We start from the raw sequence: 25515 nt of genomic DNA on the forward strand, positions 1-25515 counted from the left end.
AAGCAGTTTTATCACTAACAATTCCACTATGAAAAAATTACTGGTCATTTTTCTTTTGCTACCCCTGGCAACGAACGCACAGTTTACCATCCGGCAGCTGGACAGCCTGATCAGGGGCGCGCTGGCGGCGCATCAGGCTACGGTGTTGATACCGCCGGGGGAATACCGCGGCACAACGCCCGGTGCGAGTTTTATCTGGATACAAAATGCGTCCGGCCTGCATATCGTGGCGAACGGCGTGAAAATGGTATGTGAAAAAAGAGTTCGGGCGCTGGAGTTTTCCAATTGTTCGAATATCACGTTGGAAGGGCTTACCATCGACTACGATCCGCTGACCTATACGCAGGGCGACATCGTTGCGATGGGCAGTAATTATGTAGACGTGAAAATTCATCAGGGTTACCCGGTAGAAGCCTGGTCGCGGCTTGACGTGATCGATCCCGCCACGCGTTACCGCAAGCGCGGTAGTATTTTTGCGTGGAGCACAACGGCGCAGCTGCTGGGCGGCGATACGGTGCGCGTAACCAATACAGATAACCCGAATTTCACAACAGTTGCGCAAGTTGGGGACATGGCCACCATGTCTGCCGGTGCGGCTTCGGGCGGCGCTGCACATACGCTCGTGCTCTCCAATTGCCAGGGCGGTATGGTGCTGAGGAATGTGACCGTTAATGCCGGGCCGGGTTTCGGGATATTCGAAGCCGGCGGCGAGGGCGGTACAGTGCTCGACGGTTGCAGCGTTTCGCCCGGGCCAAAACCGGCCGGGGCCATGCAGGAACGGCTGCTTTGCGTTTCGTGGGACGCCATCCAGCACAAGCTGACCCGAAGGGGGCCGGTGGTGGAAAACTGCACGGTGGAATCCGCGGGCGACGACAGCTGGAGCGTTACCTGGGACGGCGATTATGTGATCAGCTCCGGCGGCGGTACTAATATTACTGTTGCGCCTGATAACTTGCAGGTAGGCGATTCGCTGCGCAGCTCGCTTTCTTCGGACGTGGTGTACATCACCGCGAAATCGGGCGGCATGCTGACGCTGAATAAAAATTGTCCCTGGGCAACGGGCGCGCATCTTTATTCGCCAAGCCGTCGCTGTGAAAATTTTATTCTCCGCGACAATTATTTCCACAGCACGGGAAGAGTATTAGTAAAAGCAGGTCACGGGCTGATCGAGAACAATGTTTTCGACAATACGCATAGCGGCGTTACCGTGCATTCCGAGCAGGGCGGCAATCACGTGAGCGGAATGGGCGCGCTGGTGATCCGCAACAACGACATCATCGGCACGGGCCATTTTATGAACGCCTGGTGGAGCGTGCAGGCCGGCGCAGTCTGCATCGTGAACGCAGCAGACACGATCTCGCCTTCCGGCACTTACGACAGCATCCGTATCGAGAACAACCGCTTCACCGATATTTCCGGCGTCAATATTGTGGTCACTTCCGCGAGCAATGTGCTGATCAAAGAAAATGATTTTTACAGTACGGGCATTACTACGCCTCAGCCTACCGGCGGGCAGTTCGGCATACCGCAGCAAACCGTCGTGTATCTCAAACATTCAGACAACGTAACGCTGGACAGCAACCGCGTTCACCGTTCCGGCCTCGATTCGCTGCTGGTTGTTTCCCGCGTTACCCATCTGCAAAAACTCCGTAAAGGCATTTTTGACGTCACCGGCCAACAATTCGATAACATTACGCCTTACTGCTGCGGTAACGATGGCGGCAAAGCGTTCGATGGCAACCTGTCTTCCTTTGTAGACGCTGCTTCCGCGAACGGCGCTTACACCGGCATGTATTACCCGCAGCCAATCACGCTGGACAGCATCCGCTTTTTCCCGCGCGGCGGTTTCGAATACCGCATGAACGGGGGTCAGTTTCAAGGCTCGAACGACGATATCAATTACACCGCCATTTACACCCTTCCCGCCGCGCCTCCCGCGGGCTGGTCGGCGGTGGCAGCGAACGGAAGTTACCAATACCTGCGGTATCTCAGTCCTAACGGCGGTTATTGCAATGTTGCGGAGATCGTATTTGTGAAAACGGATAACAACGGCCGGAAACCGGCGCCGGCCGGGCGTAAGCAGCTTCGCCGGGAAACGGAAGCCATCCGGGCGTTTCCCAACCCCGCGGGTAAAACCATATACCTCACCGGGCTGAACAGCAAAAACGGCCGGTGCATGGTTACGCTGGCGGGCCTCAACGGGAGAGTGATCTTCAACCGGCAGCTGAGCACCACCACCGAAACCGCCATTCATCCGCTCGACCTTTCCAGCGTGCCGGGCGGCGTGTACGTGTTGAAGGTCAATATGCCGGGCACAACCAAAAGCATCAAGTTAGTCAGGTTATAATATTCCACAGCCAAAATCCATTAGTTATGAGAAAAGCAGGAACTGGCCTTTTATGGGCCAAGACAATCATGTTCATCTTGCTGTCCCTTGCCACGGAGTTTGCAACGGCAGCCCCTGCCCCGATACAGCAGGCCAGAGACACCCTGATCTCAGGGACGGTCACAGACAAAAGCGACGATACGCCGGTACCGGGCGTGTCCGTAAAAGTACCTAACAGCAACACAGGCGTTACTACCAACGAAAAGGGCCGTTACGAGCTAAGGGTTCCGCGTAGTACCAGCGCGCTTATTTTTTCCAGCATCGGCTATAAAACGCAGGAAGTGGCCGTGCTCAACGGGCAAACACACATCAATATTTCCCTCGAGCGCGATGTGGCGTCCATTAACGAAGTTCAGGTAGTGGCGTTCGGCGTGCAGAAAAAAGAAAGTGTTGTGGGCGCCATCTCCACCGTGAAAGTAAAAGACCTTAAAACCGCCGCACCGCGTTCGCTTGCGAATGCATTGGCGGGAAAGGTCGCGGGTATCATTGCCGTGCAGCGCAGCGGCGAGCCGGGAAGGGACGACGCACAGTTCTGGATCAGGGGCATCAGCACATTTGGCGCGGGATCGCAGCCGCTTGTGCTGGTAGACGGCGTGGAAAGACCCTTGAACAACGTTGAGCCGGAGGATATCGAAAGCTTTTCCGTGCTCAAAGACGCTTCCGCCACATCCGTATACGGCATCCGCGGCGCAAATGGCGTGATCCTCGTTACCACCCGCAGGGGCAGCGTAGCGAAAGCGGCCATCAATTTCAAATATGAAAAGGGCGTTCAAAGCGCTACTTCCAGGCCGAAATATGTAGATGCGCCAACGTACCTCGAATTGCTCAACGAAGCCAACGTGGCCACCAACCCAAATTACGTGACGCCCTACACGCCGGAGGTGATCGAAAAATACCGTTCGGGAGAAGACCCGGTGCTGTACCCCAACGTGGACTGGATGAAATTGATGATGAAGGATTTTTCCAACAGCCAGCGCGCCACGCTGAATGTAAGCGGCGGCACAGAAAAAGCGAAATATTATGTAGCGGGAAGTTATTATGAGGAATCCGGCGCATGGGCGACGGACGCGCTTAAAAAATACGATTCGCAAACCAAGCTGAAACGATTCAACTTCCGCTCCAATACCGATCTCGACCTGCGGAAAGACCTCCAGCTGAGCCTTGGACTGGGTGGGTTTCTCACGCTCAGCAATTATCCCGGCGACGGCAATACCGATGCGGTATGGTATCACATGGGCCTGGCTACGCCGGCCAAATACCAGCCCACGATCCCCGACCCCGTTTATCCCGGCAAAAAAATCTATCTCAACAGCGGCGGCGGCGGTAATATCAATCCCTTGCAATACCTGGAAGACAGGGGTTTTACGAATGCCTGGAATAACACGCTGCAAACAGACCTTTCACTCAAATACGACGCTTCGGCGATCACCAAAGGATTAAAAGGCGGGATCAAATTTGCGTACGACGCATATTCCCACAACCAGATACAACGTACCAGGGGCGGCGATCAATGGGTGATCGTGCCGCCGGGCCGCGATGCGGACGGTAACCTGGTGTTGCAGAAAACTTACAGCGGAACTACCAATCTCGGTTATACGAAATCAGCCGGCGGTAACCGCCGCATTTATTTCCAGGGCGATATCAACTACGACCGCCAATTCGGCGATCACCGCGTGGGCGCGCTGCTGCTGTACAACCAGCAAGACTATCAGAATGCCGATGCCGGCAACGCCATCGATGCGATCCCGTTCCGGTTTATGGGATTGGTAAGCAGGCTGACATACAACTACCGTTCACGGTATTATGCCGAGCTGAACGCGGGTTACAATGGCTCTGAAAACTTCGCCGAAGGCCACCGTTTTGGTTTGTTTCCTTCCGTTGCGCTGGGGTGGATGGCTTCGGAAGAGCAGTTTTTCAAAGACATCGTCGATCAGCGGCTGATCAGTTACCTGAAATTCCGCGCTTCATACGGCATTAAAGGCAACGACCAGATCGGCGGCCGCAGGTTTGCCTATCTCACCACCGTGGGCACCGGTTATGGCGCATACGTGATGGGGTATGACGTGAACACCAACTGGGGCAGTGTGGGCGAAGACCAATGGGGCTCCAATCTCACGTGGGAGAAAGAAAAAGAGAAGAACATCGGGTTGGAAGTTCGTTTCCTGAACGGGTTTTATCTTCAGCTCGATTATTTTACGCGGCATCGTACCGGGATTTTCCAGCAGCGCAATTCCCTGCCGTCCATCATTGGCCTGAAGAACAATCCATGGGGCAATATCGGCGAGTTTAAGAACGCCGGCATGGAAGCCACACTGGAATACAGCCGCCGCATAGGCGAGGTAAACATTTCACTCCGCGGCAACTACACGTTCGCCCGCAACAACCTGCTCAACAACGACGCGCCCGATGAATTATTTACTTACCAGAATGCCAAAGGGAAAAGGTTGAACCAGCCTTTTGGCCTGATCGCGGAAGGTTTGTTCACTTCTGAAGACGATATCAAAAGCTCCCCGGAACAAACGTTCGGAAGGGTACGCGCCGGCGATATCAAATATAAAGACGTGAACGGCGACGGCGTGGTGAACACTTACGACCGCGTAGCCATCGGCAATCCCGCCACGCCCGAGATCGTGTATGGTTTCGGTACGTCCGTCAACTGGAGAGGGTTCGACATTTCCGTGTTTTTCCAGGGCGCGGGCAATATGGACTTTATGCTCGGGGGCGACGGGTTTTTCCCGTACCGGAGGGGAGAGGAGCAAGGCAACGTGACCTGGTATGCTACCGACCGCTGGACGCAGGAGAACAAAAACCAGGACGCATTGTTCCCGCGCCTGAGCGCCGGCGACAATCCCAATAATTACCAGGCTTCCACTTGGTGGCAGCGCAAGGCGGATTACCTGCGCCTGAAAACGGCCGAAATGGGTTACACCCTGCCAAAGGCGCTGCTGCAGCGGCTGAAGATCTCCACTTGCAGGTTTTACGTATCGGGCCTTAACCTTTACACCTTCAGCAGCTTCCGTTTCTGGGACCCCGAGCTAGGCAGTGGCAATGGCGGCGCTTACCCGATACAGCGGATCATCAACGGCGGTGTGAACATCAATTTCTAACTAAAAAAAGCAAGTCATGCGAATCAGAAATATATGCATTGCTGTAGGGATGTTCTCTTTAACTTCTTGCAGCAAATACCTCGACAAACAGCCTGACGATATGCTCACGATGAACGATGTATGGGCATCGCGGCCGCAGTCGCAGGCATACCTCAGCAGTATCTATTCATTCATTCCCGATGAAGCGAAAATGCAGAATAATTACAACCTGATGGGCATTTGCGACGAAGGCGATTTTATCTGGGACGCTGCCTGGGCAGGCCAGATGAACATCGGCAACTGGAACGTGAGCAGCGGGTATTACGACAAATGGAAGCCCTTTTACCAGGGCATCCGTTCCGCTTCCGTTTTTATCAACAACATCGATAAAAACGACGATCCCACATTGAGCGCGGACATACGGGACAGCTGGAAACAGGAGGCGCGGGCGCTGCGCGCGATCTATTATTTTTATCTCATCCGTCAATACGGGCCGGTAGTGATCCTGCCGGAACAATCCATCGACGTGAACGCCACCAACGAAGAACTGCAGATCCCGCGCAATTCTTTCGATGAATGTATCAGCTATGTGGTAAACGAGCTGGACGCGGTACTGCAAAGCGGCAAACTTCCGGAAACATTCGTGAACGACAAAGACAAAGGCCGCATCGATCAGCGGACGGTGATGGGCTTTAAGTCGAGAGCGTTGCTGTTGGCCGCCAGCCCGCTCTGGAACGGCAATTCCGAATACTCCGGTTTTAGAAATGCGGATGGGAAGGCGCTGGTAAACACTACATACGACGCCAACAAATGGAAACTCGCGGCGGATGCCGCCAAAGCACTCATCGACCGGATGCCGCTGGGGCTTTACAAAAAGGTGCCTGCAGGTTCCAACGCCTTCGACCCGTTCGTGTCTGTGCGCGACGTGCTGCTCGACCGCTGGAACCAGGAAGTGATCTATTGCCGCCCGCAAATGGCGTCCAGCAACGCTGCTGACGGATGGGAAAGGCATTGCGCGCCCCGGTTCGTGAACGGCTGGAACGGCGTGGGCATTTCCCAGCAGATGATTGACGCATATTTTATGGCCAATGGCAAAAAGATCAATGAAGCGGGATCTGGGTACAGCGAAAATGGTTTTTCCACCACCGCCGGCAAATACACGAAAGCCGGCACTTTCAACATGTATGCAGACCGGGAGCCGCGTTTTTACGCATCCGTTATTTACAACGGCGCCGATTGGATCTACAAGGAAGACGGCAAGCCCGTGCAAACCGTGCAGCTTTATTTTACAGGCAATTGTGGCAAACAGGGCTCGCACGATCATTCCGCCACCGGTTACCTCGTTTGTAAAAACATCAGCCCCAATTCCAACCTCATAGAATGGACGGGCACGCTGCGCTCGCTCGTGATGATGCGCCTCGCGGAAATTTACCTCAACTACGCCGAAGCGCTGAACGAATATGGCAGCGACCAGGCAAGCCGTGACGAAGCCGCGCATTACATCGATCTGATCAGGGAACGCGCCGGTCTTCCCGCTCTCGATGCCGATAAAAAAGTCAGCAGGGAAACGCTGCGCACGGCAATCCGGGACGAGCGCCGCGTGGAACTGGCATTTGAGAACTTCCGGGCCTGGGATACCCGCCGCTGGAAGATCGCGGAGCAAACAGACGGCGCACCGCTGATGGGCATGAATACAGACGCAGGCAAAAGCCTGACGGACCTGGCTTTTTATCAGCGCACCATCAAAGAAAGACGGGTGTTCAAAAAAAGTTATTACCTGTGGCCCATCCCGCAAAGCGAGATCGTGCGCAACAGGGCCTGTATGCAGAACCCAGGCTGGTGATTTTACCGGAATCCTAAAAAAATAAGATCATGAAAAACGTATTCCTTTTAATACTAGCTACCGGTTTGCAGGCGCTGGTTTCCTGCAGCGTAGACACGCTCAAAGACATCAGGGCGCTGGAACCGAAGGTAAGCCTTGTGCAAACCGGCGCGGGCACAGTAAGCCTCAAGCCGGAAGACATGGTGGTAGACAAAACGAACCTGCTCGTAAGAAGAACGCTTGGTGTCAGCTATGCGGGATTTGATCCAAACGAAACGTTCACTGTCACCGTACAACTTGAATTTAACGACCTGCCCGAAGGTTACGAGCCTTTTGCCGCGGGAGAATGTTTTATCAGCGGGGCGGCAGACGGGAAACCGTTGAATGGTGAAATTGCTGTTCCCGCCGGCGCCGGCAATGCGCCGTTTTATGTCAATATTACCAAAGCGGCGATAGATGCACATTCCGGCAAAAAACTCGCCGCGAAGCTGAAACTTACCGGTGTAAGTAAATACCGGCAGAACGATATGGCGGATTCGGTTTTCCTGCTGATGGATGTCAACGATTTCGGATCGGTTAAAACGGACATTACCGCCGTATATTTCAAAAATTCCAATTTCGCACCGGTAGCGGGCGCCACTGCGCGGTTCGTGAACCTGGCGGACTGGACGGCCAATGTCGCTGTAACAAGCTCCCGGCCTACCGGCGCGGGTTTCGACGCCAATGTCGGCAAATTCGGCATCGAACGCTGGAGCCTGGGAGACAAATCCATCATCAACGGGAAGATCTTTCAGTCGTTCAGCCTGCCCAAAGGCAATTACCAGATAGACGTAGCCATGGCGACCGTAATCCCGGACCGCGACACTTACCTGGTGGTGGCCGCGGGCGCCGACCTGCCCGACGATACGCAGATTGGCAGCGCGATCGCCAGCAAACTGATCACGGCAGAGTTCAATAAAGCTGTATTGTCCATGACTTTCGCCAATCCGGCAGACCAGCAGGTATCCGCAGGTTTCCTGCTCAATTTCGATCAGGGAGTGCAGAAGGTGTTGCAGGCTTCGAATATCCGGATGTATAAAATCGAAACTTTGTTTGATTGATAATGTTCAAGGAACCCTGTTCCTGAAAACACAAAGCGCCGGCAAAAGCCGGCGCTTTTTTTGATATAAGGCGAAAAATACTCCCTTTCCAATAGCGGTACCTTCCCCCTGAAGTGTCTATTCCCAAACGACACTTTTCAAACATGCAATTACCACGTTTATTTTTAGCGGCCATGTTATGCGGCATTCCCTTCGTGGCGGCGGCGCAATCCAAAGATCTCGTAGCTTATGCCAATACCCTGCAGGGCACTAATTCGGAATTCGCGCTCAGCCATGGTAACACGCATCCCTCCACCGCATTGCCTTTCGGTATGCACGCCTGGTCTGCCCAAACCGGCAAAAACGGAGACGGCTGGAAATATCAATACAAAGCCAGCACTATCCGCGGTTTCCAGCAGGTGCATCAATGCAGCCCCTGGGTGGGCGATTACGCGGTTTTCAGCCTGATGCCGGTTACCGGCGAGCTGAAAGTGAACGAGGACCAGCGGGCGGCGGAATTTAGTCATGCAGACGAAATAGCGCGGCCGGATTATTACAAAGTGACCTTCAAAAACAAGATCACCACCGAAATAACGCCTACCGAAAGAGGGGCGCACCTGCGTTTTTCTTTTCCCGCCAAAAGCCCCGCATGGCTTGTGCTCGACGGGTACAACGCGCTGAGCGGCGTGAAAATTTTCCCGGCTGAAAGGAAGATCACCGGGTTCGTGACCAACGGGCGTTTTATACCGAAGGGTTTCAGGAATTATTTTGTAATGATGTTCGACCAGCCGTTTGAAGTAAGCGGTACCTGGGAAAATGTCAATAACGAAATGTCGGAAGGCAAGCTGGAAGCCGAAGGCAAAGGCGCGGGCGCGTTTATCCGGTTCCGCGGCGGGGCGAAAGTGCAGGTGAAAGTGGCCTCGTCTTACATCAGCGCGGAACAGGCTGAAGTTACGCTGCAACGCGAGCTGGGCGGGTTTTCAAAGTTTGAGCAGACCAAAATGGCCGCGAACAAAACCTGGAACACGCTTTTTAACCGCGTACTGGTAGAAGGCGGTTCCGAAAAAGACAAAGCGACCTTTTATTCCTGCCTGTTCAGGGCCAATCTTTTTTCCCACCAGTTTTTTGAATACAACAGCAAAGGCGAGCCGTATTATTATAGTCCGTACGACGGCAAGGTACACGACGGTTATATGTATACGGACAATGGTTTCTGGGATACTTTCCGCGCGCAGTTCCCGCTCAATACCATCGTGCATCCCACAATGCAGGGCCGTTACATGCAGGCGCTGCTCGACGCGCAGCGGCAGTGCGGCTGGTTCCCGGCCTGGTCGTTTCCCGGCGAAACCGGGGGCATGCTCGGCAATCATGCTATTTCCCTTTTAACGGACGCATGGGTGAAAGGCATCCGCACGTTCGACCCCAAACAGGCGCTGGACGCATATTTCCACGAAGCCATGAACAAAGGCCCCTGGGGCGGCGCCAACGGCCGCGCGGGCTGGAAAGAATATTACCAGCTCGGTTACGTGAGTTTCCCCGAATCGCACGGCAGCACTTCGCAAACGCTCGAATATGCGTACGACGATTTCTGCGGTTACCAGCTGGCGAAAATGACCGGCAATGATTTTTACCAGTACGTTTTCGGCCGCAGTATGTACAACTATAAAAACCAGTACGACAGCGTTACCGGTTTTATGCGCGGCCGCAAACTGAGCGGCGAATGGCTGGAGAATTTCGATCCTTACGAGTGGGGCGGGCCTTACACGGAAGGCAATGCATGGCATTGGCAATGGTCCGTGTTCCACGACACGCAGGGGTTGATCAACCTGATGGGCGGCGACGCACGGTTCATCGAAAAGCTCGATTCCGTGTTCAGCGCGCCCAATAAAGTGAACGTCGGGTATTACAAACAGATGATCCACGAAATGACAGAAATGGTGAATGCGGAAATGGGCCAGTACGCGCACGGCAATCAGCCCGTTCAGCACATGATCTACCTCTACAACTACGCCGGCCAGCCCTGGAAAACACAGGCGCACGCGAGAAATGTGATGGCGAAATTGTACGATGCAACGGAAAACGGTTACCCGGGAGATGAAGACCAGGGGCAGATGTCGTCGTGGTACGTGATGAGCGCTTTGGGTTTTTACAGCGTTTGCCCGGGCACAGACCAGTACGTGATCGGCAGCCCGGTATTCCCGAAAGCGACGCTGACGATGGAAAACGGCAAAAAATTCGTGGTGGAAGCGCGCAACAACAGCGCGGAAAACGTATACATCCAGTCGGCCACGCTCAATGGCCGCCCCTGGCCGCATAACTGGCTGCGCCACGCCGATATCGTGAATGGCGGCACGCTGCTGCTGGAAATGGGCAATAAACCCGCTACCGGCAGGGGGATCGCGGAGGAAAACAAACCTTTTTCGCTCAGCAGGCCATGACCCTGGCGGAAGGCGATTATTTCGGGCTGACACTAAGAAATTAATACTGAAACGTTTAAATTAGCTGTCAGTTCGAAGTTCCGCCATGCGAAAAGACTTTTCCACGTATACCGATGAAGAGGTGTTCCTGCTGGTAAAGCAGGGGCAGAAAGAGGCGTTTGAGGAGATCTACAAACGCTTCTGGCAGGAATTGCTGGACGCCGCATACCGGCGCGTGAAAGTGCAGGAAACGGCGATGGAACTGGTGCAAAGCCTGCTGGTGAACCTTTACCTGAAAAGGGAAACCATTCATCTCAACAATTCGCTTCGCAGCTACCTGCATATTTCTTTAAAAAATAAAGTGCTGAACACGGTGCGTTCCGACCTGGTGCGCAACAATTACCAGCAGCATGTGCTGAAAAACGGCGAGCCTTATCAGCCGGATGCCGTGAACAGCCTGCAGCTGAAGGAATTGCAGCAGCAGATAGACGAATCCTGCGCCAGCATGCCGGAAAAATGCAGGGAAGTATTTTACCTGAGCAGGCGGGAGCATTTGTCGTACCAGCATATCGCCGAACAGCTGGGCATTTCCGTGAGCACCGTCGAAAAACATATGGTGAAGGCGCTGAAGATCCTGCGTGCGCGCCTGAAGGAATACAACTTCACCGTATTATGGTTCCTCGCCACGCTCGCGTTTTCAAACTTATTTTAAAACGCAGTGGCGGTACGGCGCTTTTCAGGTGTCTAATTGTTAGAGAGACTATTACGATGAACAAAACGCGGTTACAAGAACTTTTGAATAAATACCTGGAAGGCGCCGCCTCGGCGGCCGAGATCCGGGAGGTAGACGATTGGTACCGGTCTTTCGACGATCACGCGGGCCTTACGCAGCAGCTGAGCGCCGAACAGCTGGCAGGGCTGGAACAATTGCTTTTCCTGCGCATCAGCCGGGAAATAGAAAAAGCGGAACCGCCGGCCAGGGTGATCGGAACGTCTTTCCGTTACTGGTGGGCAGCCGCCAGCGTGGCGGTATTGCTGGCCGCGGGCGGCGTTTATTTCGCCCGCACCCGCGCGGTACCGCCGGATGTGGCGATGGTTACGCTCACCGAACAAACTAGCCGCAGCAGCATCAAAAAGATCGCGCTGCCAGACGGTACTACGGTATGGCTGAACTTCGGCAGTAAAATAAAGTACGCCGCGAAAGAAGGCCGCGAAGTATGGCTGGAAGGCGAAGGATATTTCGAAGTGGCGCCGCGCCAGGGCAAAACGTTCCTGGTGCATGCCGGAACGCTCGACGTGAACGTGCTCGGCACCAGTTTTAATATCGATGCCTACACGCCCGGCGAAACGGTAACGGTGACCGTGGCCAGCGGCAAAGTGGCCGTAGGAAGCGGGGAATCCGCCCGCGCCACGCTCGCCGCCAACCAGCAGGCCGTTTACCTGGCAGCCGCCGGCAAAATAGAAACAAACAATATCAGCGCCGCCGATTTCAGCGCCTGGAGGCAGGGGCAGCTCGTATTCAAAAAAGCGATGTTCAGCACCATCGCGCAAAAGCTGGAACGCCGCTACAACGTGCGCATCCGCTTTTCCGGCGAGCATATCGCCCATGCGCTGCTCACCGCCCGGTTCGACGGGAACGTGCCGCTGAAAGACGTACTGGAGATGTTGTGCGATATTTACGGATTTAATTACAGGCAGGAACCGGGGAAAAACGAATACCTGGTATACGACGGACAACCAAAATGATAAAAACCGGATCGATTATCCGTGTAGAGTGATAATTTCAAGTTATGAACGAGATAAGATCGGAGCGCCTGCACATCAGGCCCGGGTGGATCGTCTGCCTGGCGCTGGCTTTGTGCTGCCTGTGCATCCGGCGGGTCTCAGCGCAGCAGCCCGGCGAAGAACTCCGGCGCACGATGGTCAGCATCCAGGTGGTGAACCAGACGTTCGACAAAGTGTTCGAGCAGATAGAGGCAAACACCCGCTTCAAATTCGTTTACAATCCTTCGGAAATAACAGGCAGCGGTAAAGTAACGATCTCCCGGAAGAACATTTCCGTGGAACAAGTGCTGAAATTGCTGCCGCCCGCGCTGGAATACGAACTGAGGGGACGGAACATCCTCATCACCCGGCGCGAAACGCCACCGCCCGACCCGGCCGCCGCACAAATGCTGAGAGGCCGCGTGACGGACACCAAAGCCAATCCCCTGGCGGGCGTGAGCGTTACGGTGAAAGGCTCGCAAATCCGCGTGGCATCGAACCAGGCCGGTGCGTTCAGCATCCGCGCAGGCCCGGGAGACACGCTGCACCTGAGCCTGATCGGCTATTGCGAGCAGGACGTGCCGGTGGAACAGGCCACCCTGCTGTACATCACGCTGCTGCCGAAACATTCCGCGCTCAAAGAGGTAGTAGTGATCGGCTACGGCACTTCCAGCAAGGAAAATCTCACCACCGCCGTCGGTACCGTAAAAGGGGAAGAGCTGAACGAACGCGCCTCCGCCATGAACATGATGCAGGGGCTTGCAGGGAAAGTGGCCGGCGTAAGCGTGATGATGAACTCAGGTAAACCAGGGGGCAACCCCATCGTAAAGATCAGGGGCACCGGCTCCATCAATGCATACAACGGGCCGCTCTACGTGATAGACGGAATTGTGGGGGCCGACCCGATGATCATCGATCCAAATATAGTTGCCGCGGTAGACGTGCTGAAAGATGCCGCTGCCTCGGCAATTTACGGTTCAAGGGGTTCCAACGGCGTGATCGTGATCACCACCAAAAAGGGCACCAAAAACACTTCCGGCATCTCGTTCCGTAATACGCTCAGCTTCGGCACCCTTGCGCGCAAAGTGGAGCTGATGGATGCAAGCCAGGCGCTGGAAATGTTCAAACGCGAATACGAATACCTGCCCGGCCGCACTGCGCCGCACCTCGATCCGGCAAGGCAGTTTCTCCGGAAAGACGAACTGTTCAACACAGACGGTACGCCGAAGTATAACACCGACTGGCAGGAAGAAGCCAGCCGCGTGGCCGTTTCGCACGAACATTCGCTGGCGCTCTCCGCCGGGAAAGAAGGCATTTCAGCGCTGGTGAACCTTTCGTACAACGATCAGCAGGGCATCCTGATCAACAGCTACTCGCGGCAGGTGAACGGTTTTATCAATATCGGCTGGGACGTGAAAAAATGGCTGCATGTGCAGGCAGTGATCAACAGCGGCGCGTTCAAACAAAATAATGTAGACATCAATACTTTCGGGCTGAACGCCGTGCGCCAGATCTACGAGTTCCTCCCGTTTTTTCCGGTGCGTTATGCAGACGGCTCTTATTCCCGCAAAGGCGATTATCCCGGCGCGGAGGATTCAGAAAACCCGGTGAGGCTGATGCGGGAAGTGAAGTCGGTTGCCGGCCGCACCTACACCATGGGCAACCTGCTCACCACCATCCGCTTCAGCGACAAACTGCATCTTACAGCGGGGCTCAGCGGGCAGACCGGCGCCAATTACAACCTGTATTATTCCGGGCGCGACATCCGCGGTTATTCAGACACGCAGCAAGGCGTGGCAACGCGCGGGCACGGCAATTCCGGCTCCTGGACCTCTGAAGATTACCTGACCTGGAACGACCAGTTCGGCAAACATAAGCTCACCGCGGTGGCCGGCGCCAGCTGGTATTATTTCGCGAACATGAATACCGAAGCGGGCAGCGAAGGTTTTTTCGATGATTTTTTTTCATACAACAGCCTGCAAACCGGCCTGGTGCCGCAACGGCCGCAGTCCGGCACGAGCAACACCGCCATGAACTCGTACTACATGCGGTTCAATTATGATTTCGACAGCCGCTACCTGTTCGGTTTTTCATTCCGGGCAGACGGTTCTTCGAGGTTCGGCGCAAACAACATGTACGGCTATTTTCCGAGCTTCTCCGCCGCATGGCGCCTGTCTTCGGAGCCTTTTATGCAGGACGTTCACAGCATTACCGACCTGAAACTGCGCGCCAGTTACGGAATCGTGGGCAATGCGAATATCGGCGATTATGTAACGCAGGACAGGATACGCAGCGGGCAGGTGGTGTTCGACGGTCAGCTCGAGCCTTCCGCCACGCTGGAAGCGCTGGGCAACAGGGACCTGAAATGGGAAAAGGCGCACCAGCTGAATTTCGGGATCGACGCGTCGCTGTTCGACGGCAGGGTGCAATTCACCGGCGACGTGTATAACCGCGTCACAAAAGACCTGCTGTATTACAAGCTGCTGCCGGCCACCACCGGTTACGAAGGAGTGTACGACAACATCGGTTCTATCCGTAACCGGGGAATTGAATTGTCGCTGGTAACCAGCAACATCCGCCGCGGGCACTTTTCATGGAATACTTCACTGATCTATTCCATGAACCGCTCCCGTGTGCTGGAGCTGAACGGCGACATCATGTATCCCTGGGGAGGCCGCATCATGGAAGGCCGCCCGCTGAACGAATTTTACGGTTACCTGCGGCTCGGCACCTGGGGAACGGAAGAAGCGGCAGAAGCCGCGGCCTTCGGCAAAAAGCCGGGAGACCTGAAATACGCGGACCTGAACAATAACAAAGTGAAAGATGCAGACGACCGGACGGTGCTGGGAAACGGGATGCCCGATTTTGAAACGAACATGGCGAATACGGTAACGTACCGTGATTTTTCCGTAGCCATAGACCTGCAGGCCATTTACGGGCACAGCCTTGCCAACTTCACCCGGCTCATCATGGAAAACGCCGCACCGGCCACGAACAGTTATGCAAGAACGCTGAACGCCTGGACGCCGCAGCGGCAAAATGTAATGAACGCCGCGCTGCGCTTGCCCGGAGACGGGTTCGACAGCGAGATGGACAGCTACAATATCGAAAAAGGAACGTTCCTGCGCGTGCGCAACATTTCCTTTGGTTACCGCGTTCGTGAAAGCTGGCTGAAACGATATCATGTGAAATCGGCCATGTTCAGCGTCAACCTGGAAAACTATTTCCTGTTCACGAAATACAAAGGCTACGATCCTGAAGCATCTTCGTTCGACGGCGACTTTAACCAGGGCGTGGACCTTTACCAGTATCCCAAGGCAAAAACGCTGGCATTCAGTTTAAACGTTACATTCTAATGGATTGTTTATGAAACCGGACAAGATAAAAGTGATGATGTTATTGCTGCTGGCGGCTTTCAGCTCCTGCAACAAATTCCTGGAAGAGGAGCCTTCCGGTTCGCTCAACCTGTCTCACTACTACAAAACGCCCGAACAGGTGGCCGCCGCCGTGAACGGCACTTACGAGGGGCTGGGCACGCCTTTCGTGGTGAACATCGGTGTGTCGGTGAGCCCGGTATACTCGCTCGAATACATCACCGGCTATAGCCGCAGGCCAAGGCCTTCGGGGTTTGAAGACGACCAGTTCCTTCGCCTGGACCGGCTGGACGATGCGAACTCGCGGTTGCAGGGCTGGTGGAATTCCACTTATTATCCCGTGGAAAACTGCAATAGCGTGATCGAACATGTGAGCGTGACGACGTTGGTAGATGAAGTGACGAAACAGCGATACCTCGGCCAGGCGTACTTTCTGCGCGCATGGTATTATTTCCAGGCGGTGCGGCTTTTTGGCGACGTGCCCCTGAAACTGACCACCACCAAGGACTTGAATGATGTGAAGATCCGCCGGTCGCCAAAAGAAGCGGTGTACGAACAGATCGTGAAAGACCTTACCGCCGCGGAAAACTGCGGCCTGCCCTGGACCGATCCCAGCGGGCGCGTGAGCCTCGGCGCGGTGAAATCGCTGCTCGCGAAAGTGTACATCACGATGGCCGGGTATCCTTTGCAGAAGGGCGTTCCGTATTATCAGAAGGCGTACGGCAAAGCACTGGAAGTGATCGGCAGTCACCAGTTCTCTTTGTTCGAACAATACAGCGACCTGCGCAACGCCGCAGTGCAAAATACCAGGGAGCACATTTTTATGCTGCAGCGCCATCCTACCGTGGCGGTGAGCAACATTCACGGCGCGTACCAACCGTACCCGGACCAGCCGATTTCCATACAACCCGCGTACGGCGGGGCGATGGCGCCAACGCAGGCATTTTACGATTCATATGCCAACAACGACGGGCGTAAACAGGAACAGGCTTTTTTTTACACGAAATACCCGCGGTACGGCAACCCGGCTGAAACGATCTTTTTTCCTTCGCCCTGCATTTTTAAGTTCTGGGACGCGGAAGCCGAAAGATCCGGCCGCTCAGGGGCCAACTTTCCGCTTATACGCTACGCCGATGTGCTGCTGCTGTGCGCCGAAGCAAAAAGTTATATCGACGGCGGCCAGACTTCAGACGCAACGGCCATCGACGCCTATTACGCGGTACGCCACCGCGCGTTCCCGTCGGAAGCGAAACCGGTTGTTTTGTCGACTGACGATATTTTGAAAGAACGATACTGGGAACTTTGTTTTGAATTTCAAACCTGGTACGACATGCTGCGAACGCGTAAAGCTTTTGATGTGGAGCACGGTGTTATGACCGGCCTGACAGGCTACAAAGCGCCCAATCACCTGAGAGCGTTCCAGGATAGCGACCTTCAATTTCCATTACCACTAGCTGAAGTTCAGAAGAACCCGGACTTGGCGCTTTAACAATAACATGAAACTAAAACGTTTTTGCCTGGCGGTGCTGCTCACCGCTGCGGCACAGGAATCTTTTGCCCAGGAGCATTACTTTATCGACGGCTATCACGGCGGCGTGTACGGGCATTACCCCGTATGGTACACGCAGTTTATGACCAGCCAGCTGCAGGCCCATCCGAACTGGAAGATCAATCTGGAAATAGAGCCGGAAACCTGGGATGCGGTGAAAATAAGAGAACCGGAAGCGTATGCCGCTTTCAAAAAACTGTTCGCCGACCAGTCGGACGCTGGCCGCATCGAATACGTGAGCCCGGCATACGGCCAGAGTTATTTGTACACCGGCTCCGGCGAAAGCATGATCCGGCAGTTCAGCTACGGGATGCAAAAAGTGAAGGAACATTTCCCCGAAGCAGTATTCACCACTTATTCCAGCGAAGAGCCGTGTTTTACGAGCGCGCTGCCGCAGGTGTTGCTTTCTTTCGGGTACAAATACGCCTCGCTGAAAAATCCCAACACCTGCTGGGGCGGCTACACCCGCGCGTTCGGCGGGGAGATCGTGCAGTGGCAGGGGCCGGATGGAAGCAGGTTGCCCACTGTTCCGCGTTACGCTTCGGAAGCGTTGTTAGCCAATTCAACCTGGCAAACCACCGCCTGGAACAACGGCCGCGAATACATTCAGTCCGCAATGGCGATGGGTATCAAAAATCCCGTCGGTATGTGCCTGCAGGACGCGGGCTGGCGCAACGGCCCCTGGCTGAAACAAAAAGCGAAGTATGAAACCTGGCGAAATTATATCGGGCATATTGCGGACAAACAAAACGCGCAGGTCTGGAAACTGAGCCAGGAAGATATTAACGTAAGCCTTGTGTGGGGCGCGCAGGTATTGCAGCGCATTGCGCAGCAGGTGAGAAGCGCGGAAAACAAACTGGCCATTGCTGAAAAATACGCGGCCATCAGCGCGCTGCACGACCATGCAGCCTGGCCGCAACGTATGCTCGATACGGCCTGGAAATCTTTACTGCTGGCCCAGCACCACGATTGCTGGATCGTTCCCTACAACGGCCGGAAAGGCGATACCTGGATAGATAAAGTGCAACGCTGGACGGATAGGTCGTTGGCGGTAAGCGACAGCATCCTGCAAGGAAATAATGCTGAAGAAAAATATTTCCGCATCGTCAATACCGCCGCGTTTCCCCGTGAAGAATGGGTGACCGTTAAAAGCGACGGCGGCACGGGGAAATGGGAAGATAGCAAAGGCAATCCAGTAGCGGCTTTCCGGCTTACGGACAGCACCATGATGTTGCACGCCCGCGTGCCCGCGATGGGCTTCAGCGTGTACCGCCGTACGGAAGGCATTACAAAAGATCTTGAGAAGAAACCCTTATGGCGTATGCAAAACGGGAAGTACCTGCTCGAAACAGACCTGTATAAAATAGAAATAGACCCTTCCCGAGGCGGCGCGATCACCAGCCTGGTAGCGAAAAAGCTGAAGCAGCGGCAAATGGTAGACGTGAAGAAGGGCGTCTTCAACGAACTGAAAGGTTTTTTTTATGATGAAGCGGCATGGCGTTCCAGCACGGATACGGCGGCTACCGTACGCATCACGGAAGACAACAAGGCCCGTGTTACCGCGGAGATCAAAGGTTTTATCGCGGGGCATCCTTTTACCCAACTGGTCACGCTAACGAACGGCGAACGCAGGATAGACATGCAGGTGAAGATCGACTGGAAAAATAATCCCGGCATCGGGGCGTATTCGCAGGCGGAAGGTTACCGCGCGGAAACTTACCGTAAAGCATTTTACAACGACAGTTTTAAGCTGAAAGTAATGTTCCCCGTCAACCTTCCACAACAACGCATCAGCAAAGACGCACCGTACGACGTAACGGAAAGCCGGCTGGAAAATACTTTCTTCAACAGCTGGGACAGCATCAAAAATAATGTCGTGCTGCATTGGGTGGATGTTACGGATGGAAACGCCGGTTTTGCCGTATTCACCGACCACACCACCAGTTATGTACACGGAAAAGGCCACCCGCTGGGCTTTACGCTGCAATACGTTGGAAGAGCGCTGTGGGGGCGGAATTACAGCGTTGAAGGCCCCACGGAAGTAAGATACGCTATCGTTCCGCATGGCGGCGAATGGGACAAGGGAAAGATCAGTCTCGAAGAAACGCGTTGGTGCGAACCGCTGACAGTTGCGCCCTCTTCGAACAGCGGTGATTTTTCCCTGCTGACGGTAAAAGATGACCGGTGGCAGGTGCCTGCCATCATGGTAGATGGAAACGACCTGCTCATCAGGCTGTACAACGCCGCAGGCGATGCGAAGGAACAGGAGATCGTCTTCAGCGGCAAAGCCGGCAGCGCCCTTCTCGAGCGGCTCGACGGCCAGGTGATAAAACCGCTGGCAACCCGGCAGGCATCGGGAAAAACGGCCATCCGTTTGTCCATGCCGCGTTTTGGCATCCGCACCATCCGTTTGAAAAATGTAATACAGCAACCATAAAAAACAATTAACAACACGATATGAAAAGATTATTGTATTCCATCGGGCTGGGCCTCGGCACGCTTTGCGCACAGGCCCAGGTAAAGCCTTTCCAGCAGAACGACCGCGTTATTTTCGTCGGCAACAGCATTACGGAAGCCGGCGCCTATGTGTCTTACGTTTACCTTTATTACATGACGCATTTCCCCGGCAAAAGGCTGGTGATCATGAACGGCGGCATCGGCGGCGATAAAGCGTCTGACATTTACCGCCGGCTGGATTATGACATTCTCGCCAAAAAACCGAATGTGCTGATCCTGACCTTTGGCATGAACGATACGGGTTATTTCGAATTTAACAACAGCGATTCGGATAAAACCGCCGCCGAGCGCATCGAAGCTTCGCGGAAAAACTATGTGATGATCGAAGACCGGTTGAAAAAACTGCCGGATATACAGAAGGTCCTGATGTCTTCCCCGCCCTACGACGAAACCGCGAAGATCGGCGGCGCCGTGTTCCGCGGTAAACACAAAGCCATGCTGGAAGTCGTGAAATTCCAGGAAGCGGCCGCGAAACAAAACGGCTGGCCTTTTGCCGATCTTTTCCGCCCCATGACGGCACTGAACGCACAACTGCAGCAGAAAGATTCCGCGTTCACCTTGATCGGCCCGGACAGGGTGCATCCCGGCAACGCCGGCCATCTTGTAATGGCTTCGCTGTTCCTGAAAAACCAGGGGCTGAGCGGCGTGCCGGTTGCGGACGTACGCATCGACGCGGCGGGAGGAAAAGTAAAACAGGAGGTGAATTGCAGCATCAGCAATTTTTCCGCTTCCACCGGGAAAGTAAGCTACAATTACCTCGCGGCCTCACTGCCTTTCCCGATCGACACGGTGGCGCGCACCTGGGGCAACGACCAAAAACAGGCCGATGCGCTGAAATGGATACCGTTTACGGATGAATTTAACCGCGAGATGCTGGAAGTAGACGGTCTGCAGCCGGGCGATTACAATTTGCTGATCGACGGTCATGCCGTGGGCGAATGGTCTGCCGGTGCGTTCAGCAAAGGCATCAATCTCGCCACGGTGCCCGAAACGCCGCAGTACAAACAAGCTACGTCCATCATGCAGCTCAACATCCGCCGCGCCGAAGTGGAAGCGCGCCTGCGCAGGTATTTCTGGGTGCAGGGCAACTTTTTCGATAAAAGGAACCTGCGCCAGCAAGACAATGCCGCCGCGCTGGACAGCATCCGCAAATACGCGAAAAACGACGGCATGCTGCGGTACCACGAAGAAAACTACGAAACGGCCATGTACAAGGAACTGCGCGCCGCCTGGCAGCAGGAGATCGACACGATCATCGACCTGATCTACAAACTGAACAAACCCGTTTCGCACAAAATCGAGATCGTTAAAATCTAACAAACGTGAAAACCACTGCAACGATATTTTTTCTTGCCGCTTTTTCCCTGTCTGCCACGGCGCAAAGCCCGGCGGATTATGTGAACCCGTTTATCGGCGCCAGCACCAGCGAAGGCGCGGCCGGGATCTACCACGGTCTTGGTAAAACCTTTCCCGGCGCCGCCACGCCATTCGGCATGGTGCAGCTCAGCCCCAACACGATCACCGGCGGCGACAACGGCTCCGGTTACAGCTACGAGCACACCACCATCGAAGGTTTTGCATTTACGCAAATGAGCGGCATCGGCTGGTATGGCGACCTCGGGAATTTTCTTGTAATGCCTGTTACAGGCCCATTGCAGACTTCTGCGGGCCGCCGGCAGCATCCCGGAGAAGGTTACCGTTCCGCTTATTCGAAAGAAGAGGAAAAAGCCTCTGCGGGTTATTACACCGTGAAACTGACGGAACACAACATCAAAGCGGAAATGACCGCCGCGCCGCACAGCGGTATCATGCGGTTTACATTTCCGGCGCACGCGCAGTCGCGCATACAGATCGACCTGGCGCGCAGGGTGGGCGGCACGTCTACCTGGCAGGAAGTGAAAGTGATAGATGACCGTACCATCGCGGGTTTCATGCGATGCACGCCCGATGGCGGCGGCTGGGGCAACGGCGACGGGAAGGCAAATTACACGGTATATTTTTACGCGCAGTTCAGCAAGCCGCTGAAGGATTACGGCGTTTGGAGCGCGGACATTCCCGATGGCTGGACGCGCAAACGCGAAGACATCGAAAGCGAACGCTACCGGCAGCAGATCGCTAAAGCAGCTGTGCTGCCAGGTGTGAAAGAGAAGTCCGGCAAACACCTGGGCTTTTACACGGAGTTCGCTACCACCGAAGGGGAAGCAGTTTTGATGAAAGCGGGTATTTCCTTCGTCAACATCGAAGGCGCCAAAGCCAACCTGGAAGCGGAGATCAACGACTGGAACTTCGACCGGGTGCGGCAACAGGCCACGGCGTTGTGGAACCAGGCATTGGGAAAGATGGCCGTTTCAGGTGGTACCGATGAAGAGAACCGCGTGTTTTACACGGCGTTGTACCACACCATGCTCGATCCGCGCACTTTCTCCGACGTGGATGGCAAATACATCGGCGGCGACGGAAAGACGCATGCAACGGGCAGTTTCAGCAAACGAACGATTTTCAGCGGTTGGGACGTGTTCCGCAGCCAGATGCCGTTGCAAACGATCATCAATCCCCGTGTGGTGAATGATATGATCAATTCGCTGGTAACGCTGGCGGATGAAAGCGGCAAACAATACCTCGAGCGCTGGGAATTTCTGAACGCCTACAGCGGCTGTATGATCGGCAACCCCGCCGTTTCCGTGATAACTGACGCGTGGATGAAAGGCATCCGGAAATTTGATGAGCAGAAAGCTTACGCCTACGCCAAAAATTCCGTGGAGAAATTCGGTAACGGCACCAAAGGTTACTCCACCGGCGGCCTGAGCGTGTCGCTGACGCTGGAGTACGCTTATTTCGACTGGTGCCTGGGCAAGCTGGCCGGGGCTTTGGGGAAAAAGGAGGATGAAAGGACTTACCTGGCGCGCGGCGGCAATTACCGCAACGTGTTCGATAAAAACAAAGCCTGGTTCCGCCCCCGCAACGACGACGGCAGCTGGCAGCCCTGGCCGGAAGAAGGCCGCATGAAACAGGGCTACGGCACCATCGAAAGCAGTCCTTACCAGCAAGGCTGGTTCGTTCCGCAGGATGTTCCCGGCATGGTGGCGCTGATGGGCGGGAAGAAAAAAGTGCTTGCCGACCTGACCGCCTTCTTTGACGAAGTGCCCGAAAACATGATGTGGAACGATTATTACAATCATGCCAACGAGCCCGTGCATCATGTGCCTTTCCTGTTCAACCGCCTGGGCGCGCCCTGGCTCACCCAATATTGGACGCGCGAAATATGCAGGCGTGCTTACCGCAATTCCGTGGAAGGGCTGGTGGGAAATGAAGACGTGGGACAGATGTCTGCCTGGTACGTGCTCGCTGCCAGCGGCCTGCACCCCGTTTGCCCCGGCAGTACGCGTTACGAGATCACCAGCCCGGTGTTCGACAGCGTCACTATAGCGCTGGACGCGAAATATGCCACCGGCAAGCAGTTCACGATCGGCACCCGCAACAATTCCCCCTCCAACCGCTACATCCGGAAAGCCTGGCTGAACGGCAAACCCTACCCGCATTGTTATCTTGACCATGCCGACATTATGGCCGGGGGAACGCTGCTGCTGGAAATGGGGGATACGCCGAACAGGGAATGGGGCGCCCGGTAAAAAATTTGTCCCGGGAATGGCGGTACCGCTTTCCATGGGTGTCATTATGGGTAGGGACAAATAGTAACTGATCGAATAAATACCGCGTTATGGGCTGAGCCGCCGTAAAAATCTTTATGGCGGCACGGCCCGATAGCAATTTTATCACCAAAAGCTGAACGCTTCCACGTATTAACGTTATGACAATGAAATTCACGTTCGCTGCTCCTGCATGCCTGTGCCTGGGAATGTTCATCCTGACTTCCTGCGGGAAAAAGAATTTCCTGGACCAGACGGAAACCACCAACCTGAACGAGCAGACGGTATTCTCGGATAGCGCCCGTACGGTGGCTTTCCTGACCAACATTTACCTGGATATCGGTTTTGCCGAAAGCGCCACCCGCTTCGGCAACGGCGGTCTCGACGCGGCCTGCGACGAGGCGGAGCCGCAGAAATCCGCTACGGTCACCACTTCTATCCAGTTCGCGACCGGAACGGTCAATCCTTCCATTATCAGCGGCGACGCCTGGAACACGCCTTACACGAACATCCGCAAGGTGAACCAGCTGCTCAAACATCTGCCCGGCGCGCCCATTCCCACGCACATCCGCAACGCTATGGCGGGGGAAGCGCGTTTCCTGCGTGCCTGGTATTACGCCATTTTGCTGAAACACTACGGCGGAGTGCCGCTGATCGGCGATTCGGTATACGATGTGCAGGACAAAATTCCGGCAACACGTAATACTTATAAGGAATGCGTGGACTACATCGTGTCTGAATGCGACGCGGTAGCCGGATCGCTGCCGCTCGTGCGCATCCGTGAAGATTATGGCCGCGCCAGCGGCGGGGCCGCACTGGCGTTAAAGGCCAGGGTATTGCTGTTTGCCGCCAGCCCGCTTTTCAACGGCGGCGGCATCGAACAGGGAAATGAAACGGCAGCCTACCCGACGGCAGACCCCGAGCGCTGGAAACTGGCGGCGGATGCGGCTCTGGCCGTGATGAACACCGCCGCGTATTCGCTCAACGAAGACAATGCCACTTCCCCCGGCTATGGTTTTTATAAATTGTTCACCCTCCGCGTGAACCCGGAATACATCCTGGCGAAAATGCAGGGCGGCAACCGCGAGCTGGAAAGCGCCTGGCAGCCGCCGTCGCGCAACGGCGCGAAGGGCGGTTTCCCTTACCAGGATTTTGTGGACGCTTTCGGCATGGCCAACGGTAAAGCCATCACCGACCCGGCCTCTGGTTATGATGCGAACAATCCCTACAACGGCCGCGATCCCCGGCTGGCGTATTCCGTGATCCGCGACCAGATGCCGCTGATCCAGAACACCGGCCTGAAAGAACCGGTGAACATCTACCTCGGGCCGGACGGTAAAGGCGTAAGCCAGGACGCGGTACATTCCGGCACGCCCACCGGTTATTACACCAATAAAATGCTAGACGAAAACATCGCCGCGAATTTTATTCACGGCAGCAACCGCTGTTTCCCGCTGATGCGTTTTGCGGAAGTGCTCCTCAATTTCGCCGAAGCATCCAACGAATACGCCGGTGTTTCCCAGGAAGTATACGATGCCGTGGAACTGGTGCGCAAACGCGCAGGCCTGGTCCCCTTCGAGCTTCCCGACGGTCTTACCAAAGAGCAGATGCGTGAGGCCATTCGCGCGGAACGCAGGGTGGAGCTGGCTTTCGAAGGTCACCGCTTCTGGGATGTGAGAAGGTGGAAGATCGCGGAGCAAACCGAGAACAAACAAATGAACGGCATGGAGATCACCCGCAACGGCAGCGCCGTAACGTACAGGATCTTCCCCGTGCGCAAGCATAATTTCCGGAAAGCGATGTACCTGTGGGCCATCCCGCAGGGAGAAACCGCGAAATCGCCTGAGTTAAAACAAAATCCTTCCTGGTAAAAT

Annotated in this window: 13 protein-coding genes; all 13 read left to right on the forward strand. The window is 55.0% G+C overall.

The window, feature by feature from the left end; translation table 11 throughout:
- Positions 1 to 28 precede the first annotated feature (28 nt).
- The 13 genes from J7I43_RS21100 (at position 29) to J7I43_RS21160 (ending at position 25512) form a co-directional block, all read left to right on the forward strand.
- Entirely contained in the window at positions 29 to 2347 is a 2319-nt protein-coding gene (locus J7I43_RS21100; RefSeq protein ID WP_209147851.1) for a T9SS type A sorting domain-containing protein, read from the forward strand.
- Between the two features lie 26 nt (positions 2348 to 2373).
- Complete coding sequence (locus J7I43_RS21105) at positions 2374 to 5493, forward strand: SusC/RagA family TonB-linked outer membrane protein (RefSeq protein ID WP_209147852.1); 3120 nt, start codon at positions 2374 to 2376, stop codon at positions 5491 to 5493.
- 16 nt (positions 5494 to 5509) lie between these two features.
- Entirely contained in the window at positions 5510 to 7315 is a 1806-nt protein-coding gene (locus J7I43_RS21110; RefSeq protein WP_209147853.1) for a RagB/SusD family nutrient uptake outer membrane protein, read from the forward strand.
- Between the two features lie 29 nt (positions 7316 to 7344).
- A complete protein-coding gene (locus J7I43_RS21115) occupies positions 7345 to 8394 on the forward strand; it encodes a DUF5013 domain-containing protein (RefSeq protein WP_209147854.1) in 1050 nt (349 codons plus the stop codon).
- 143 nt (positions 8395 to 8537) lie between these two features.
- Positions 8538 to 10811, forward strand: coding sequence for a GH92 family glycosyl hydrolase (locus J7I43_RS21120; protein WP_209147855.1), 2274 nt, complete (start codon positions 8538 to 8540; stop codon positions 10809 to 10811).
- Between the two features lie 85 nt (positions 10812 to 10896).
- Positions 10897 to 11502: an RNA polymerase sigma-70 factor gene (locus J7I43_RS21125; RefSeq protein ID WP_209147856.1), complete on the forward strand. Its 606-nt coding sequence runs from the start codon at positions 10897 to 10899 to the stop codon at positions 11500 to 11502.
- Between the two features lie 83 nt (positions 11503 to 11585).
- Positions 11586 to 12536, forward strand: coding sequence for a FecR family protein (locus J7I43_RS21130; protein ID WP_209147857.1), 951 nt, complete (start codon positions 11586 to 11588; stop codon positions 12534 to 12536).
- Positions 12537 to 12580: 44 nt separating this feature from the next.
- Positions 12581 to 15910, forward strand: coding sequence for a SusC/RagA family TonB-linked outer membrane protein (locus tag J7I43_RS21135; RefSeq protein ID WP_209147858.1), 3330 nt, complete (start codon positions 12581 to 12583; stop codon positions 15908 to 15910).
- 10 nt (positions 15911 to 15920) lie between these two features.
- Entirely contained in the window at positions 15921 to 17417 is a 1497-nt protein-coding gene (locus J7I43_RS21140; protein ID WP_209147859.1) for a RagB/SusD family nutrient uptake outer membrane protein, read from the forward strand.
- 7 nt (positions 17418 to 17424) lie between these two features.
- Positions 17425 to 19914 carry a glycoside hydrolase family 38 C-terminal domain-containing protein gene (locus tag J7I43_RS21145; RefSeq protein WP_209147860.1) on the forward strand — a complete coding sequence of 830 codons (2490 nt, stop codon included), beginning with the start codon at positions 17425 to 17427 and terminating at the stop codon, positions 19912 to 19914.
- Positions 19915 to 19934: 20 nt separating this feature from the next.
- The gene (locus tag J7I43_RS21150; RefSeq protein WP_209147861.1) at positions 19935 to 21311 is read left to right on the forward strand and encodes an SGNH/GDSL hydrolase family protein; all 1377 of its coding nucleotides are present in this window, start codon (positions 19935 to 19937) and stop codon (positions 21309 to 21311) included.
- A 5-nt stretch (positions 21312 to 21316) separates the two neighbouring features.
- Positions 21317 to 23623 carry a GH92 family glycosyl hydrolase gene (locus J7I43_RS21155; protein ID WP_209147862.1) on the forward strand — a complete coding sequence of 769 codons (2307 nt, stop codon included), beginning with the start codon at positions 21317 to 21319 and terminating at the stop codon, positions 23621 to 23623.
- Between the two features lie 185 nt (positions 23624 to 23808).
- Complete coding sequence (locus J7I43_RS21160; RefSeq protein WP_209147863.1) at positions 23809 to 25512, forward strand: RagB/SusD family nutrient uptake outer membrane protein; 1704 nt, start codon at positions 23809 to 23811, stop codon at positions 25510 to 25512.
- The last annotated feature ends 3 nt before the right edge of the window (positions 25513 to 25515 follow it).

It is taken from the genome of Chitinophaga chungangae (assembly GCF_017742215.1).
Lineage (GTDB): Bacteria > Bacteroidota > Bacteroidia > Chitinophagales > Chitinophagaceae > Chitinophaga > Chitinophaga chungangae.